General features: G+C 58.9%; 11 protein-coding genes and 1 pseudogene. 5 read left to right on the top strand and 7 right to left on the bottom strand.

The features are described from left to right. Positions 1–94: 94 nt before the first annotated feature. Positions 95–436 carry a potassium channel family protein gene (locus IB250_RS11310; RefSeq protein ID WP_192344159.1) on the bottom strand — a complete coding sequence of 114 codons (342 nt, stop codon included), beginning with the start codon at positions 434–436 and terminating at the stop codon, positions 95–97. Between the two features lie 415 nt (positions 437–851). Here IB250_RS11310 and IB250_RS11305 point away from each other — a divergent pair, with 415 nt between their 5' ends. The 4 genes from IB250_RS11305 to IB250_RS11290 are packed head-to-tail and all read left to right on the top strand — an operon-like array spanning position 852 to position 5,984. Then, positions 852–1,328 carry a formate dehydrogenase subunit gamma gene (locus IB250_RS11305; RefSeq protein ID WP_192344158.1) on the top strand — a complete coding sequence of 159 codons (477 nt, stop codon included), beginning with the start codon at positions 852–854 and terminating at the stop codon, positions 1,326–1,328. Then, complete coding sequence (locus IB250_RS11300) at positions 1,325–2,887, top strand: formate dehydrogenase beta subunit (protein WP_192344157.1); 1,563 nt, start codon at positions 1,325–1,327, stop codon at positions 2,885–2,887. Before IB250_RS11305 ends, IB250_RS11300 begins: the two co-directional genes overlap by 4 nt. Then, the gene (gene fdhF / locus IB250_RS11295; RefSeq protein ID WP_192344156.1) at positions 2,884–5,766 is read left to right on the top strand and encodes a formate dehydrogenase subunit alpha; all 2,883 of its coding nucleotides are present in this window, start codon (positions 2,884–2,886) and stop codon (positions 5,764–5,766) included. Before IB250_RS11300 ends, fdhF begins: the two co-directional genes overlap by 4 nt. Continuing rightward, positions 5,763–5,984 (top strand): formate dehydrogenase subunit delta, encoded by a 222-nt coding sequence (locus IB250_RS11290; RefSeq protein WP_095634319.1) that lies wholly within the window; start codon positions 5,763–5,765, stop codon positions 5,982–5,984. Before fdhF ends, IB250_RS11290 begins: the two co-directional genes overlap by 4 nt. A 53-nt stretch (positions 5,985–6,037) precedes the next feature. Here IB250_RS11290 and IB250_RS11285 read toward each other — a convergent pair whose 3' ends face one another. The 5 genes from IB250_RS11285 to IB250_RS11265 all read right to left on the bottom strand — a co-directional run bounded on the left by IB250_RS11285 (position 6,038) and on the right by IB250_RS11265 (position 13,172). Next, positions 6,038–6,769 carry a tetratricopeptide repeat protein gene (locus IB250_RS11285; RefSeq protein ID WP_095634318.1) on the bottom strand — a complete coding sequence of 244 codons (732 nt, stop codon included), beginning with the start codon at positions 6,767–6,769 and terminating at the stop codon, positions 6,038–6,040. A gap of 95 nt (positions 6,770–6,864) precedes the next feature. Next, positions 6,865–10,401: an AAA domain-containing protein gene (locus IB250_RS11280; protein ID WP_192344155.1), complete on the bottom strand. Its 3,537-nt coding sequence runs from the start codon at positions 10,399–10,401 to the stop codon at positions 6,865–6,867. Positions 10,402–10,555: 154 nt separating this feature from the next. After that, the gene (locus IB250_RS11275) at positions 10,556–10,990 is read right to left on the bottom strand and encodes a hypothetical protein (protein ID WP_192344154.1); all 435 of its coding nucleotides are present in this window, start codon (positions 10,988–10,990) and stop codon (positions 10,556–10,558) included. A 116-nt stretch (positions 10,991–11,106) separates the two neighbouring features. Then, positions 11,107–12,465, bottom strand: coding sequence for an ATP-binding protein (locus IB250_RS11270; protein WP_192344153.1), 1,359 nt, complete (start codon positions 12,463–12,465; stop codon positions 11,107–11,109). Further along, positions 12,462–13,172 carry a response regulator gene (locus tag IB250_RS11265; protein WP_123498013.1) on the bottom strand — a complete coding sequence of 237 codons (711 nt, stop codon included), beginning with the start codon at positions 13,170–13,172 and terminating at the stop codon, positions 12,462–12,464. The genes IB250_RS11270 and IB250_RS11265 overlap by 4 nt, the downstream gene beginning before the upstream one ends. A gap of 166 nt (positions 13,173–13,338) precedes the next feature. On the opposite strand from IB250_RS11265, the gene IB250_RS11260 reads away from it, so the two are divergent. After that, positions 13,339–14,130, top strand: coding sequence for a VacJ family lipoprotein (locus IB250_RS11260; RefSeq protein WP_192344152.1), 792 nt, complete (start codon positions 13,339–13,341; stop codon positions 14,128–14,130). Between the two features lie 477 nt (positions 14,131–14,607). Here IB250_RS11260 and IB250_RS11255 read toward each other — a convergent pair. Further along, a pseudogene (locus IB250_RS11255) lies at positions 14,608–15,289 on the bottom strand (IS66 family transposase); the annotation flags it as partial. Positions 15,290–15,575 lie beyond the last annotated feature (286 nt).

Below are 15,575 nucleotides of genomic sequence, written 5' to 3'. Positions count from 1 at the left end.
TGTAGCCCCGAGACTGTCGGGGCTTTCGATCACTCAGTTCACAGCAAATACTGAAATACTTCATAGCGCATTTCCCCCTACACCGCTGCTGCCCCTACTCCCCCCGATCTGTCGCCCGCACCGCAATCTCAATCGCCCGAATACTGATCGCCGCAAATATCGCCGTCATCAGCACCCCGTTGAATCCCAGCAAAATCGCCAATATCCGCGAGACAGCCAGTTTGGGGACGAGTTCTCCATAACCGATGGTCAGGCCGGTCACGAACGCGAAGTAGATACCGTCAAATGGATCCCATCCTTCCAGAAAGCTGATGATCAGGCCGAACAACACAATCAAAAACAGCAGGATGGAAAAAATTGGCCAGACAACGTGAAAGTAGAACCTGACTGCTTTGTAGAACTCGCGACGGACGTGCGATGCATGAGTGGTGTTCATGTCATGGACCTCTTGGGGTTAGCCTGACCGGCGATTGAATGTACGGCGTTTCAACATCCTTTCAGCTTGGCACAAGCGGGCACGATGCCTCGCTCATCGCACTCAAGGATTATCCGAAAGATATTCAGTGAGTGAACGCCTCGGGCTGCGCTCTTCTAGACTTAACGGGTAGTCGTAGACAGAATCGAACACGTCGCTTTGGTGCAGATGAATCAAAGGCAGCATGGCAAGCTGCCTGTTATGCCCTGAAGAGGTGCGGCAAAGACCGCACCGGGCCCAACAAGATGCCCGCTCAGGGTGCCCTGGCCAACGGCCTGAAAATGCCACGATACCGTGACGTGGTGTGACTGCCGCAGCCGACACTTTCGGACAACTGACAACCGCCTGGTTTGTCCGTGATCGTGAGGAATGCTGTATGCCTGATGAGATGTTGCACCTGCCTATGGTCAACAGCCTGCTGGAGCGCCACAAACGCTCCCCCGGCGCACTGTTGCCCATCCTTCATGAGATTCAGGAGGGCATCGGTTACATCCCCGATGCCGCCATCCCCGAGATTGCCCACGCCCTCAACCTGAGTCAGGCCGAGGTTCGCGGGGTGATCAGCTTCTACCATGACTTCCGCACCGCGCCGCCGACCCGGCATATCCTGCGTCTGTGCCGGGCCGAGTCCTGTCAGAGTCGCGGTGCCGAGCAGCTCGCGGCGCAATTGCGCGAACGCCTGCAACTGGACGACCACGGCAGCAGCGCCGACGGCAGCATCAGTTTGCGTCCGGTGTATTGCCTCGGCGCTTGCGCCTGCTCGCCCGCCCTGGAACTGGATGGCCGGGTACATGCGCGGCTTAGTGCCGAGCGTCTGGATGCACTGCTCGATAGTTGCAGGGAGGACGCATGATGCCGGCTTTCTATCTGCCCCGTGATTCGCTGGCCCGTGCCGTGGGTACCGAAGAGGTTGCGGTAGCCCTTATCACCCACGCCCGGGGACGCTTTGTTCCCCAGGAATTGCAACGTACCAGTTCGCGCGGTTTGTATTGGCTGGAACCGCTGTTGGAGGTGGACAGCCCGCAAGGCCGTATCGGCTTTGGCCCGCTGACTGCCGCCGATGTGCCGTCCGTGCTCGATGCGTTGCAAGGCGAGCCGTCCGCGCATCCACTGGCCTTGGGCCTGGTGGAAGAATTGCCGTATCTCAAGACACAACAACGCTTGCTGTTTGCCCGCGCCGGCATCACCCGGCCGCTGTACCTGGACGATTACCTGGATCATGGCGGTTTCGAGGGTTTGAAAAGAGCTGTCACCCTCGGTGGCGAACAGACCGCGACTGAGGTGTTCGATTCAGGCCTGCGTGGCCGTGGCGGCGCAGCCTTCCCCGCGGGGATCAAATGGCGCACGGTGCGCGCCACCCAGGCTGCGCAGAAATACATTGTGTGCAACGCCGACGAAGGCGACTCCGGCACCTTCGCCGACCGCATGTTGATGGAAGGCGACCCCTTCCTGTTGATCGAAGGCATGGCCATTGCCGGCATCACCGTCGGCGCCACTTACGGCTACATCTATGTGCGCTCGGAATATCCGGATGCCGTGGCCACATTGCGTGCAGCGCTGAACATCGCCCGATCTGCCGGTTACCTGGGCGCCAATGTCGGCGGCAGCGGCCAGGCCTTCGATATGGAAGTGCGCGTCGGTGCCGGCGCTTACATCTGCGGAGAAGAAACCGCGCTGCTGGATTCTCTGGAAGGCAAGCGCGGGATCGTTCGCGCCAAGCCACCGATCCCCGCCTTGCAAGGTCTGTTCGGCCTGCCGACTCTTGTGCACAACGTGCTGACCCTGGCCTCGGTGCCGCTGATTCTGGCCAAGGGCGCGCAGTTCTATCGCGATTACGGCATGGGCCGCTCCTTGGGCACCATGCCCTTTCAGTTGGCGGGCAACGTTCGTCACGGCGGCCTGGTGGAACGGGCCTTTGGCCTGACCCTGCGGGAACTGGTGGAAGACTACGGCGGTGGCACCGCCAGTGGCCGGCCGCTGAAAGCCGCCCAGGTGGGCGGCCCGCTCGGCGCCTGGGTGCCACCGTCGCACTTCGACACGCCCCTGGATTACGAAGCCTTCGCCGCCATCGGCGCGATGCTCGGTCACGGTGGCGTGGTGGTGGCTGACGACAACCTGGACATGGCCCACATGGCGCGCTTCGCCATGCAGTTCTGTGCCGAGGAATCCTGTGGCAAATGTACCCCCTGCCGCATCGGCTCGACCCGGGGCGTGGAGGTAATCGACCGCTTGCTGGCCGCGCCTGACCAGAACAGTCGTGATGAGCAGGTGATCATCCTCAAGGACCTGTGCGACACCCTGCAATACGGTTCGCTGTGCGCGTTGGGCGGCATGACCTCCTATCCGGTCGTCAGCGCCCTCAAGTACTTCCCCGCCGACTTCGGTCTGCAGTCCTCGGAGGCCGACCAATGATCACTCTCTTCGATCCGAAAACCGATATCGACCTGGGTACCCCTGCCCGCGACAGCCAGGTGCAAGTCACCCTCAACATCGACGGCCGCAGCATCAGCGTGCCCGAAGGCACCTCGGTGATGCGCGCCGCCGCGCTGCTGGGCACCACCATTCCCAAACTGTGCGCCACCGACAGTCTGGAGGCCTTCGGCTCCTGCCGCATGTGCCTGGTGGAGATCGACGGCATGCGCGGTTATCCGGCATCCTGCACCACGCCGGTCAGCGAAGGCATGAGCGTGCATACCCAGACGCCGAAGCTCGCCACCCTGCGCCGCAACGTCATGGAGCTGTACATCTCCGACCACCCGCTGGACTGCCTGACTTGCTCGGCCAACGGTAACTGCGAGCTGCAAACCGTCGCCGGTCAGGTCGGCCTGCGGGAAGTGCGTTACGGCTATGAAGGCGACAACCATCTGGCGGATGTGAAGGACACCTCCAACCCCTACTTCGATTACGACCCGAGCAAGTGCATCGTCTGCAACCGCTGCGTGCGCGCCTGCGAAGAAACCCAGGGCACCTTTGCCCTGACCATTACCGGGCGCGGTTTCGAGTCCCGGGTCGCAGCCGCCGGGGGCGAGAACTTCCTCGACTCGGAGTGCGTGTCCTGCGGTGCTTGTGTGCAAGCCTGCCCAACCGCGACGCTGATGGAAAAAAGCGTGGTCGAACTGGGTCAGCCCGAACGCAGCGTGATCACCACTTGTGCCTATTGCGGTGTGGGCTGTTCGTTCCGCGCCGAGATGAAAGGCGACCAGTTGGTGCGTATGGTTCCAGACAAGAATGGCCAGGCCAACCACGGCCACTCCTGCGTCAAAGGGCGCTTCGCCTGGGGCTACGCCACTCACCCGGATCGCATCACCAAGCCGATGATCCGCAAGCACATCAACGACCCTTGGCAGGAAGTCAGCTGGGATGAAGCGGTGACCTACGCCGCCAGCGAATTCCGCCGGCTGCAGCAAAAATACGGCCGTGACTCCATTGGCGGCATCACCTCCAGCCGCTGCACCAATGAAGAAACCTACCTGGTGCAAAAACTGATACGCGCCGCCTTCGGCAACAACAACGTCGACACCTGTGCGCGGGTCTGCCACTCGCCGACCGGCTATGGCCTGAAACAAACCCTGGGCGAGTCCGCTGGTACCCAGAGTTTCGACTCGGTGATGCAGGCCGACGTGATTCTGGTGATGGGCGCCAACCCCAGCGACGCCCACCCGGTGTTCGCCTCCCAGCTCAAGCGTCGCCTGCGTGAAGGTGCGCGGCTGATCGTCATCGACCCACGACGCATTGATCTGGTGGACTCGGTGCATGCCCGCGCCGAACTGCACCTGGCCCTGCGTCCTGGCACCAACGTCGCGATGCTCAATGCCCTGGCCCACGTCATCGTCACCGAAGGCCTGCTCAATCAAACCTTTATCGACGCCCGTTGCGAGGGCAGCGATTTCGCCCGCTGGAGCGAGTTCGTCAGCCGCGCGGAAAACTCGCCGGAAGTCCTCGGCGCCATCTGCGGCGTAGACCCTGCCGACATCCGCGCCGCCGCCCGTCTGTATGCCACCGGCGGCAACGCGGCGATCTACTACGGCCTGGGCGTCACCGAGCACAGCCAGGGCAGCACCGCGGTCATGGGCATCGCCAATCTGGCCATGGCCACCGGCAACATCGGCCGCGAAGGTGTGGGCGTGAACCCGCTGCGTGGGCAGAACAACGTTCAGGGCTCCTGCGACATGGGCTCCTTCCCCCACGAGCTGCCTGGCTACCGCCACATCTCCAACGAAGTGGTTCGGGCGCAGTTCGAACAGGCGTGGAACGTCACTCTGCAACCCGACCCGGGCCTGCGCATTCCCAACATGTTCGAGGCAGCCTTGGGCGGCAGCTTTAAGGGCCTGTATTGCCAGGGCGAAGACATCGCCCAGAGCGATCCGAATACCCAGCACGTCACCGCGGCGCTGTCGGCCATGGAGTGCGTGGTGGTGCAAGACATTTTCCTCAACGAAACCGCCAAGTTCGCCCACGTGTTCCTGCCGGGCAGCTCGTTCCTGGAAAAAGACGGCACCTTCACCAACGCCGAGCGACGCATCTCCCGGGTGCGCAAAGTCATGGAGCCTCTAGGCGGCAAGGCCGACTGGGAAGGCACGGTGGCCTTGGCCAACGCGCTGGGCTACCCGATGAACTACCAGCATCCATCAGAAATCATGGATGAAATCGCCAGCCTGACGCCGACCTTCACCAACGTCAGCTACACCGAACTGGATCGCCACGGCAGCCTGCAATGGCCGTGCAACGCCGCGGCACCGGACGGCACGCCGACCATGCACATCGAGGAGTTCGTGCGCGGCAAGGGCCGCTTCATGCTCACCGGTTACGTGCCCACCGAGGAAAAGGTCAACAGCCGCTATCCCCTGCTGCTGACCACCGGGCGCATCCTCAGCCAGTACAACGTCGGCGCCCAGACCCGGCGTACCGACAACGTCGCCTGGCACCACGAAGACCGCCTGGAAATCCACCCGACCGACGCCGAGAGCCGTGGCATCAACGAAGACGACTGGGTCGGTATTGGCAGTCGCGCCGGACAGACCGTACTGCGTGCGCGGATCACCGAACGGGTAGCCCCTGGCGTGGTGTACACCACCTTCCACTTCCCTGAGTCGGGGGCCAACGTCATTACCACCGACAACTCCGACTGGGCCACTAACTGTCCGGAGTACAAGGTCACCGCCGTGGAAGTCAGCCGCGTCTATCACCCTTCCGAATGGCAAAAACGCTATCAGGCGTTCAGCGACGAACAACAACGTCTGCTCGACGAACGCCGCCAGGCGCGTGGCGCTAAAGCGGAGGTACGCCGATGAGTACCGATAACCTGATCAAAATGGCCAACCAGATCGCCCAGTACTTCGCTAGCGAACCGGACCAGAAACAGGCCGTGCTCGGCGTGCGTAATCACCTGCAGATGTACTGGACGCCTGGCATGCGCAAGGAGCTGCTGGCCTGGCAGACGGCGCATCAAGGGGCAGACTTGCACCCACTGGCGCAGGCGGCGGTCAGTGGGGCGGGCTGGGAGGCTTAGGTACGCTTGATCCGAATCAGCCCCGAGCTTTCGGGGCTTTCCATCTTTCCAAACTAGAACTCGACCCGTTGGTAGGCGCCTTCAGCGCCCACATTGTGACCAAAACCGCATGATTCACCGGCCGTACGCGTTACCGTGAGCAGGTCTTTTTTAATGTCGAAGTCGTATTCACAGTCACCATCATCTCCACTCATGGCGTAATGAGCCTTGCCGTTATCAAACGCTAATACCGTTGAAAACTCACCGAGATTGGGACCGTAATACATCGCCATCAGGCCTGCGTAATAACCCTCGAAATCAACTTGGTATTTCATGCCTTGTGGCTTGATCGTCATGGAATTCCATAACGAAGCCCCGGCATATTGCCAATACTGCCCTTGCGGCTTGCTTGACTGTTTCTCCAGGGCGTTCTTGATATCGCCGCTGATTTTCCCGAGGTTGAACATCGATTTTTTGTCGTTGGGCAGAATACTCAACCACGCCCGGGCCTTCAGGTAATTGCCTTCGTGGACGTAGGTCAGTGCCACGTTGTTGTAGGCCAACGCGACTTTTTCTTCGTCCAGCTGACAACTCTCAGACCAACCGGCTTGCTGCTCATATTGTTCCCGAGCCTTGGCATATTGCTTGAGCTTGTAATACTTCCCACCCTCGGCGGAATACTCGCTGACTTTAAGGCAGTTGGCGGTGGCCTCCTCCTCAGTAATGTCTGCGTGAGCAAAAAACGGGGTGATGAGCAGCAGGAGGATCGCTTCAATCTGTATGAAGCGGCGCCATTTAATGTCCATATTATTTCTCTGTTTGAATGTCGACCCGTTGTTCTGATCGCAGCAATAAACGGGAGTTTCTGCTGGCCTGGCCGCTGAGCGGCCAGGCCCTGTTATCAGTGCCGCGAATCTATCCGCGCCACAAGATTTTCCCTGTGCACCTTGATTTCCCCCGTCACATCCGGCCCCTCATAAACCATTGAGGTTTCATAGTTGGCCCAGCGGTCACGTCTCGCACTGAACCAGTTAAATGATCCCATACACAGCAACTCATCGTCGGCCATGACGATTTTGCTATGTACCCGGGCCACCACATGGGAGTCGATGCGCTGGCCTCGCAGGGCCTCAATGGCGTGCTTGAGTTCATCTCTTTTCGCTTGAATGTCAGGCGATTTTTCTGAAATGTTGAAATCCCTGTCGGTATAAACCCGCACTTTGACGCCTCGCTCAACCGCCGCACTCATTGCCTCCCATGCGCCGATTTCGTGGATCCGCTTCAATATAATCCATGGCGAAACGATGTGTACTTCACGCATTGCGGTGGCCAAGGTTTTCAACAAGAAGTCGTCGTGAGCATCCGCGTTTATCAGATGGCTAAGTGTTGACCGGGGAGACTCCAGGTCTTTGCGCGGGAGGTATTCGAAAGCCAGCTCACTCGCAGGATCGCGTAGCAGGTAGTCAGCCAGCAGAACACGAGGTTTACCTTTGGGCACCATGCCGAACAGGTCCATGTCGCCAAAAACCAGGAAGCTATCCTTGGCCCGGGAGACCGCTACGTTGAGCATGCTCGGTCGACGATCGATGAAGCCACCATCGGCGTGCTTGGAATACACCGCAGAAAAGATCACCACCGGCCGCGCCGCCCCCTGAAAGGAGTGAACGGTGCCGATGGTCAGCTCGCCTTCGCCTTTGCCAGTCTGGATGCCCAGTGCGGCGCATGCTTCGGCAATCGCTTGGGATTGCGCGCCGAAGGGCGTGATCACACCCACGATCTTCCACAACTCCAGCCCGTAACTTGCCTCCAGTTTCTCGCGGTGGGCAGCGATCCACGCCGCGATCGTTTCGGCCTCAAGACGGTTCATGCGGCTACGGCCGTTCTGCTGTCGGCAGATACCATCGACGTGAAGATAACCCAAGCCTGGCAACAGGCCGCCTTGAGGTTTAGTGCCTCGTTTGGGCACCAGTTTGCCTTGGTAACACAGGGTGTTGCAGTAATCGACGATCGAGTCATAACAACGACGATGTTCGTACAAGAACATGCCCCGGTCCATGTCGGTGTCGTACCAGTAGCGGCTGGCATTCTGAGCGATTTGCATCACGCTGCCCGAGGCTGCACTCACACCCGTGGCGCAAAGTTTTGCATACGCTTCATCGACACCGACACGTGGCAGCAGATCGGCCCCCAACAGATTGCCGATGTCCACCGAATCCGGGATCGACCAAATCGGTTCGATTTGCAACGTGTCCCCGATGACCAGGGCTTTCTTGCCCAGAGCAAAGGAAGCACCTGCGACTTCGGGCAAAACCTGGCCGGCTTCGTCGACGATCAATAGATCGATGAGGTTGTACATGTAGTCTTCAATCAGACCCTGGCCGTTGTGCTTGCTGCCCTTCATATGGGCGGGCAGCATGAAGAAAGTCGACACGACGCAGGGTGTCAGTTTCATCCAGCGATACCATTTTTTTTCCAGGGCTTTTCGGCCGTTCTTGCTTTGGTCCTTGAGGATTTGTGGCAACGTTTGCTCGACTTCAAGCAACCAGCGCCCTTCCCAGTAGTGCGTGCTCAACAGGAAGATCGGGAAGCGAATCCGAGTGTCGGCCAACGGATCGCAATCGTTCAGGGTCATGTCATCGGTCACAACATCGGGAGCCAGCTCCAGCGACGACAGTGCTGATCGCCAACTCGCCAGGCGCTGCTTTAACGCCAACTGCAACTCTTGTGCGGCGTTGATTTTCGCCTCAAGTGCGCTGATCTCGGCGCTTGTCGTGGCACGCCAGGCGGCCAGTGTTTCGCTGATTGCCAACACATTGTCCAGCGCGAGTAACTGGGCCAGTTGAGCCTCGTTCAGCAACGGCTCCGATGCCTGCAAAGCGTCGTGGCTCTGTTCGAGATGCAGCCGTGCACGAAGCAAGCGCTTTTGTTGAACAGGTGCAAACCAGGCGAAGATCACGTACCACAGTGATTCGTCGGCCAGGTACTTGCGGAACGAATTCTCCAGCGCTTTTTGTTGGGTGCTTTTGGCCTTGAGATTCTGCACGTCTTGCTGCGCAGCCGTGATACCGGCCTCAGGATCATCGCCCCACACCGCCACAAGTGCCTGGCGTGCGGTCGCCAGGGCTTGCCATGAGCGTTCGATGTTGTGCAATTCATTGGAACGAGCTTGCAGCGCGTGGTGCAACTGTCCAACAACCCCTTCCACCGTGGGCGACGGCAAGGAGGGGAAAGCCGTTGATGCTTTGCTCAACCACTCGTCTTTGGCCTGTTCCAGGTAACTGGCAGACTCGGTATCGGCAAAGAAGCTTTGGCACTGATATTTGCTCGACGTTACCGGGTCTGTGAATTTGCTCGGGAAATAAGCCCCAAAGCTTTTGATGTCCGGCAACCAGCGGCCGGCAAATGGCCCGCTGCCAGAGGCGAAATCGGTGGCGAAGGCATCGAGAATATTGGTCACAGCCTGGTTATTGGTAGAGCTGGCGACAATCACCGGAGGCTCTGCTCCAGCCAACGCAGCCTTGGCCCACAACGACGCCACAACCGATAGCAGCAAGGTGGTCTTGCCCGTACCGGGCGGTCCGTTCACCCCTAGAATGTCTCCGTCATTGGAGGCCAGGAAATGTGCCAGGGCGTCACGTTGCTCACTGGCCAAAGCATACTCATCGCTGGCATGGCCCAGACGCGTGGTGAAACCGGCATTTGGCGGCAAGCAGGGTTCAGGATCGAGCGATACCTGACTGGCGTAGCGTTCAAAGAGTGCGCTTTGAGGGGCCGTGTCACGCAGGTGGTCATACAAACGCACAATGTGCTGACTGGCGCCGGATACCTTTTCTTCTTTGAACAGACACCATTCATTCGATCGTTCGTAGCCGTTATCGCCTTGCAGCCAACCTGAACTGACTTCGTCGACAAAACGCTGACAAAAACCCAGATACGTTGCCCACCGTTCGGCATATTCGTCGGTCGCGGCGGCCTGGCCTTCTTCGGGGGGCTCGAATGCTGGCAGCGTGTTGACCGCCAAAAACCGATCGACGTCCGCGACATCGCCCAACGCGAAACAGCCTGACTCCAGAGGCTCCAGGATATCTCGCGGAATAACAGTGTTTTTAGTCGGAAAAAGTTGCCCGTGACGATTGATCTGCACATGCCCAAGCAGTGGCGTCACCAGCGCATGCATCCCGTTACGGGGTTTTCCGTGCTCCAGTCGTGCCTTGAATACCCAGGGCCGAATGGTGACTTCAAGCGTCTGGCATTGCTGGGGCTCGTCCTTGAATAACGCTTCGACGGTCTCGCTTCCCAAATAACCGGCGTGCAAGGCTTCGAGCGGGAGGAGAACATGGCCTGCCAGGTCATCGAGTTTCAGACCGCCGCTGCCATTCTCGGCATCGACGAGGGAGTTGCGCCAATACTTGGCGAATTTAAGAGAGTTTTCGTTCATCGTCCTGATTCAGTCGTGTCGTACACCTGATGCCACTTTGTATGGCCAGGCATTAGCGGAAACGGGCCCATGGTTCTTTCGCGAGCCTATTGGCTGGGGGGATCCATAATGCGGAGGCAGGTTCAGCCCCCGCTCAATCAGACCTTGGCAACAACTATCGCGGCGTTTCAACAGACGCGATCAGACTGCCGTCATCAATGAGCAACGCCTGATTGGTTAACGCACTATCGTTGAGCAAACGCAGGGCTTTTTTCTCCCGCAACTTGGCGACCAGGCTTTCGCGATGGGTCATGGTGTGATTGATGAACGTCGTACGAGAGAGGATCAAACGGACAGGCGTTGGCAGCATTTCATAAGCTTTTTCGACCAACATGATGAAGACCTCATCATCCTTGAGCTTTTCTTCCGTAACAGTCAGCAGGCCATTGACCAAAACGTTTTCGACCTTGCCCCAGTTATTTTCCAAAAACTCCGAGGCTTTCGATGTGCCTACCGAAAAATTGCCGGACACACTGTCTTTGGCTGCCATGGCCTTGTCGGCGATCCCGCCTGACAGAGCTCGCGCTTTATCCGTAAGAGACTTGAACATCTTCTACTCCATGAGATGTGGATCCATTTATGGGTCAGAACCTTAGCAGACGAAAAAGTGATGGCATAGCGCCTTCACTCACGAAGTGACCGAAGCCGATTGGGATGACCTGTGCCCTACCCCACCTGCACCGGCAACACCACCAACGCTTCCAACCCGCCCTTCGCCCGATTAAGCAGCCGTAATTCTCCGCCATGCTCCAGCACAATTGCCCGCGCCGCCGACAACCCTAAACCAACCCCACCGGTACTCTTGTTCCGCGAACCCTCCAGACGAAAAAACGGTGTAAACACCTGTTCAAGACTGAACTCAGGAATACCCGGCCCACGATCCAGTATTTTGATCCGCACCAGGCCGTCACCGGGGATCAGTTCAACCGCCGGGTCACTCCCGTACTTGATCGCGTTATCAAGCAGATTGGTCATCACCCGCTTAAGCCCCAACGGGCGCCCGAAATACACCCACCGCAGCGGCCCGCTGAACGTAATGTCGACTCCCTGATCCCGATAATCATCAAGCAACGTTTGCAGCAGTTCCGCCAGATCAAACTGGGTCGCCGGTTCAAGCCGCGCATCATCACGAAAGAACTCCAGCGCCGAATTGATCATTGCCTGCATTTCATCCACGTCACGAAACAGCCGTTGCTGTTGCTCGCTGTCTTCGATGAATTCGCCACGCAAGCGCATCCGCGTCAGGGGCGCGCGCAGGTCATGGGAGATGGCGGCGAGCATTTGCGTTCGGTCGCGGATGAAGTGCTGTAACTGGGCTTGCATGGCATTGAACGCGAGAATGGCCTGGCGGATTTCGTGGGGGCCGAGCGGTTCGATCGGCGGTGCGCGGAAGTCCACGCCGAAGCGCCGGGCGCCTTCGGCGAAGCGCTGCAAAGGTGTGGCGAGGCGTCGGGTGGCGATCAGCGCGACCAATGCGGTGGAAATCAGCACCAGCAGGATGACGATCAGGTAGCGTGGCGCTTCGTCGAGCCCCCAACTGCGCGAGGGCGCGGAGAACATCAGCCATGATGAATCCGATAGCTCGATCAACAGCGCGTAATGCGCGTCCTCCGTATGCTCCGTCCAGTCGGCCGGTTCATAGGCTTCGATGCGCCGGTCAGGGGCTCTGAGCATCGGCTGCAGGATGGTCGACCCAATGTCAGACTTCGGATCGTCCACTGTCGGCAGATTGAGATCGTGCCGATCAGGGTGCCACGTGACAGTGAAGCCGTTCTCGTTGGCGGCTTGTGCCAATGGGTTGCGCAGTGGTGCCGGGGCGGCCTCGATGATGCGGGCGATGGCGGCGGCTTTTTCCAGCAAGCCGATTTCGGTCAGTGGCGGGCGCGCCCATACGCCGGCCAATTGGATAAACAGCCCGTTGAGCGCCAGTGAAATGAGCATGGCCAGGATGATCGTCAACGCGATCCAGCGCGCAACCGTATCTTGCGGCCAGTCTCGGGCGCGAATCCGCTTCAACCAGCTCATCGCCGCGTCACGCTGGGCGTGAACAGGTAACCGCCATTGCGCACGGTGCGAATCATCGCCGGCCGCTTGGTGTCGGACTCGAGTTTGCGCCGCAGACGACTGACCTGAACGTCGATGCTGCGATCGAACGCGTCATGGCAATGCCCGCGCGCCAGGTCCAGCAATTGCTCGCGAGTAAGAATGCGCTGCGGGTGTTCGACGAAGACCAGCAGCAGGTCAAACTCACCGGCCGACAGCGGGATCATCACGTTGTCCGGCGAGCGAAGTTCACGACGGGTGACGTCCAGATGCCAGTCGGCAAAATCAATCAGTGGCCGTGGCCGCTCTTGCGGAACCGGACGACGCTCGTCCACGCGACGCAGCACAGCACGCACTCGGGCCAGCAGTTCACGGGCGTCGAAGGGTTTGGTCAGATAATCATCGGCACCCAGTTCCAGGCCGACCACCCGGTCACTGAGTTCACCCATGGCCGTTAGCATGATCACCGGTATTGCGTGTCGAATCCGCAGTTGCTGACACAGGATCAGCCCGCTGTCTCCGGGCAACATCACGTCCAGAATGATCAGGTCCGGCGCCTGGCGCTCTATGGCCGCCCACAGCGACGCACCGTCTGTGGCGACCTCGACGCTGTAGCCGTGTTGCACGAAGAATTTTTTCAGTAGATCAAGGACTTCAAGGTCGTCGTCGACAATTAAAAGGCTGTTCACCGAAGGTCACTTAAGGGGCGAATGGAACCGCCATCTAAAACCATTCATGGCCGCGCGTCATATATTTCAACTCTGCAATAAAGCGTCAGCACCGCAATAAACCAGACATCTTGGCGCAAGGATTGGAGCTCAGCATCACGGCAAATTCCTCCTGAGACTTGCGCCCATGTTGCCTTTCAAGTGTGCTCCCTGGTTGACCCGCAACACCTCAATTGCCGTGTTGGCCGCAGGACTGACGGGTTGCAGCAGCCAGCCGCAGCCCAACACCGACGTGGCCTGCGCCGATATCGCCTATTCGGTGTACGACCCGGCAGAACCGTTCAATCGGGGCGTCTTCACGTTTAACCGGGTGGTTGATGATTACGCCCTGGCGCCGGTCGCGCGCGGCTACCGCTACACGCCGGACCTTTTCCAGACCGGTGTGCATAACTTTGTGGCGAACTTCGGTGAGCCGAAGGTCTTCATCAATGACCTGCTGCAAGGCAACCCGATGCGCTCGGTCAATACCCTGGGGCGTTTCGCGCTCAACACCACGGTAGGGGTGGTGGGCTTGATCGATGTCTCCAGCATGGCCGGTATCCCGCGCCACGACTCGGACTTCGGTCAGACCTTCGGCGTGTGGGGCATCGGCAACGGTCCGATCGTCGAGCTGCCATTGCTCGGGACCTCCAACAGTCGCGACGCCGCCGGCCGCGTGCTCGGCTTTGTGGTCGATCCGTTCGGCAGCAATAGCGATACCGTGGAGACACTCTCCACTATCAGCACTGTCGGTGGCATCGTCGATGGTCGGGCAGAAGCCTTACCACTGACCGACAGCCTGCAAAAATTGCCGGACTACTACAGCGCGTTGCGTAATGTGGTGGCCGAGCATCGTGCTGCTTACGTGGCCGATGGCAAACATGGCTCGCCAGAGAACACCACCTCTCAATGCACAGGAGCACCGGCTGATGGGTTCTGAGAGCAATAGGCTGGTTCTGCAGCAACGGGTGACGCGGGACGACCCGGCCAATCTGCACTGTCGCGAAATTACCCTGCGTTTGTCAGCGGACTGTCGCCAACTGGTGCTCAGCCGATACACCGAACACTACGGGCCGGCACTAGTGCGCTGGATAGAGCGTAGCCATACAGTGTCGGTTACCGAAGTGGTTCGTTGGCTCGTGGCCAATGGTGAGGCACAGATCATGAGAGCGGACAGCCAGTCGCAGCCTTGATTTCAGGGTGATGATGCGGAGGATGGAGGCCTTCCGGTCGTCATCCCGCCGCTTATGTCAGGCCAAGTGCAACGCAAACCTCTTCACCATAATCGGTGGTTCCACAGTGTCCGCACATCCCACCTTGCATGGAGATATCTACGATTTTTTACTCATCATTCCGATCTGATGAATCTGCGAGATGAGTCAGGCGTACACTGACCGCATACGGTCAGTCTCGACGATTAATTCTTTGAGAACACCCTATAGCCATGAAGACACAGTCTGGCCGGTACCCACTGATGCGGTATCAGTAGCCCGATTTCGCTGGCCCGCTGTATCGACAATCGCTTCAGCATATCTTCCAGATAGGCATACGGATCGTGTCCGTTTATGCGCGCAGGCAGGATCAAACTCATGATCGCTGCCGCCCGTTTGCCGCTGCGTAGCGACCCTGCGAAGAGCCAGTTCTTGCGTCCAAGAGCCCACGGCCGGATCTGGTTCTCTATCCAATTATTGTCAATCGTGACAACCCCATCATCGAGGTAGCGCAGGGCTGTTCGGCGAGCATGCTCTTGTTGGTCGCGTGCAGCTCGAAGAACTTACGCCGCGCATGGGCCATGCAGCCGATCTCGGTGACGCCGAGTTCGCCGGAACGAGCATCTGCACGGGTGTTTCATCGGCATGGATAACCTGCTGCCCGAGCACTACGTCACGCAGCGCATCGACCAGAGGCTGCACCTGCAGGCCGGTAACGCCAATCCATTGAGCCAAGGTTGAACGTGGAATGACCAAGCCGACACGACCGAAAATCGATTCCTGACGATAAAGAGGCAGATGGTCAGCAAATTTCGCGATCATGACGTGAGCTAGTAGTCCGGCTGTAGGGATGCCCTTATCGATGACCTGCGCCGGAACGGGTACCTGTTGATCACGGTAAAGCGGTATCCCACAATCGCCCTTATCGGCCAGCCTCGGAAGGTGTGTTCGCCGCCCCCCTTACAATCAACATCGATAAACACTAACGGAACAGCATCGCAATCAGACAGGAGCGGCCCGATAATGCTGTACGAACTTTCCTGCGGGCAAAACAAAACCCCTACCTGCATACGCAGATAGGGGTTTCGGAATTTAATCTTGACGATGACCTACTCTCACATGGGGAAACCCCACACTACCATCGGCGATGCATCGTTTCACTGCTGAGTTCGGG

It is taken from the genome of Pseudomonas sp. PDM09, assembly GCF_014852305.1.
Taxonomy (GTDB): Bacteria; Pseudomonadota; Gammaproteobacteria; order Pseudomonadales; family Pseudomonadaceae; genus Aquipseudomonas.
The sequence above is the reverse complement of the archived record's forward strand: the minus strand, read 5'-3'. Positions and strand labels throughout refer to the sequence as shown.

Excerpts from the sequence above, each read along its gene's own strand:
- IB250_RS11310 (WP_192344159.1), bottom strand. The coding sequence starts at position 436 with ATGAACACCACTCATGCATCGCACGTCCGTCGCGAGTTCTACAAAGCA.
- IB250_RS11305 (WP_192344158.1), top strand. The coding sequence starts at position 852 with ATGCCTGATGAGATGTTGCACCTGCCTATGGTCAACAGCCTGCTGGAG.
- IB250_RS11300 (WP_192344157.1), top strand. The coding sequence starts at position 1,325 with ATGATGCCGGCTTTCTATCTGCCCCGTGATTCGCTGGCCCGTGCCGTG.
- fdhF (WP_192344156.1), top strand. The coding sequence starts at position 2,884 with ATGATCACTCTCTTCGATCCGAAAACCGATATCGACCTGGGTACCCCT.
- IB250_RS11290 (WP_095634319.1), top strand. The coding sequence starts at position 5,763 with ATGAGTACCGATAACCTGATCAAAATGGCCAACCAGATCGCCCAGTAC.
- IB250_RS11285 (WP_095634318.1), bottom strand. The coding sequence starts at position 6,769 with ATGGACATTAAATGGCGCCGCTTCATACAGATTGAAGCGATCCTCCTG.
- IB250_RS11280 (WP_192344155.1), bottom strand. The coding sequence starts at position 10,401 with ATGAACGAAAACTCTCTTAAATTCGCCAAGTATTGGCGCAACTCCCTC.
- IB250_RS11275 (WP_192344154.1), bottom strand. The coding sequence starts at position 10,990 with ATGTTCAAGTCTCTTACGGATAAAGCGCGAGCTCTGTCAGGCGGGATC.
- IB250_RS11270 (WP_192344153.1), bottom strand. The coding sequence starts at position 12,465 with ATGAGCTGGTTGAAGCGGATTCGCGCCCGAGACTGGCCGCAAGATACG.
- IB250_RS11260 (WP_192344152.1), top strand. The coding sequence starts at position 13,339 with ATGTTGCCTTTCAAGTGTGCTCCCTGGTTGACCCGCAACACCTCAATT.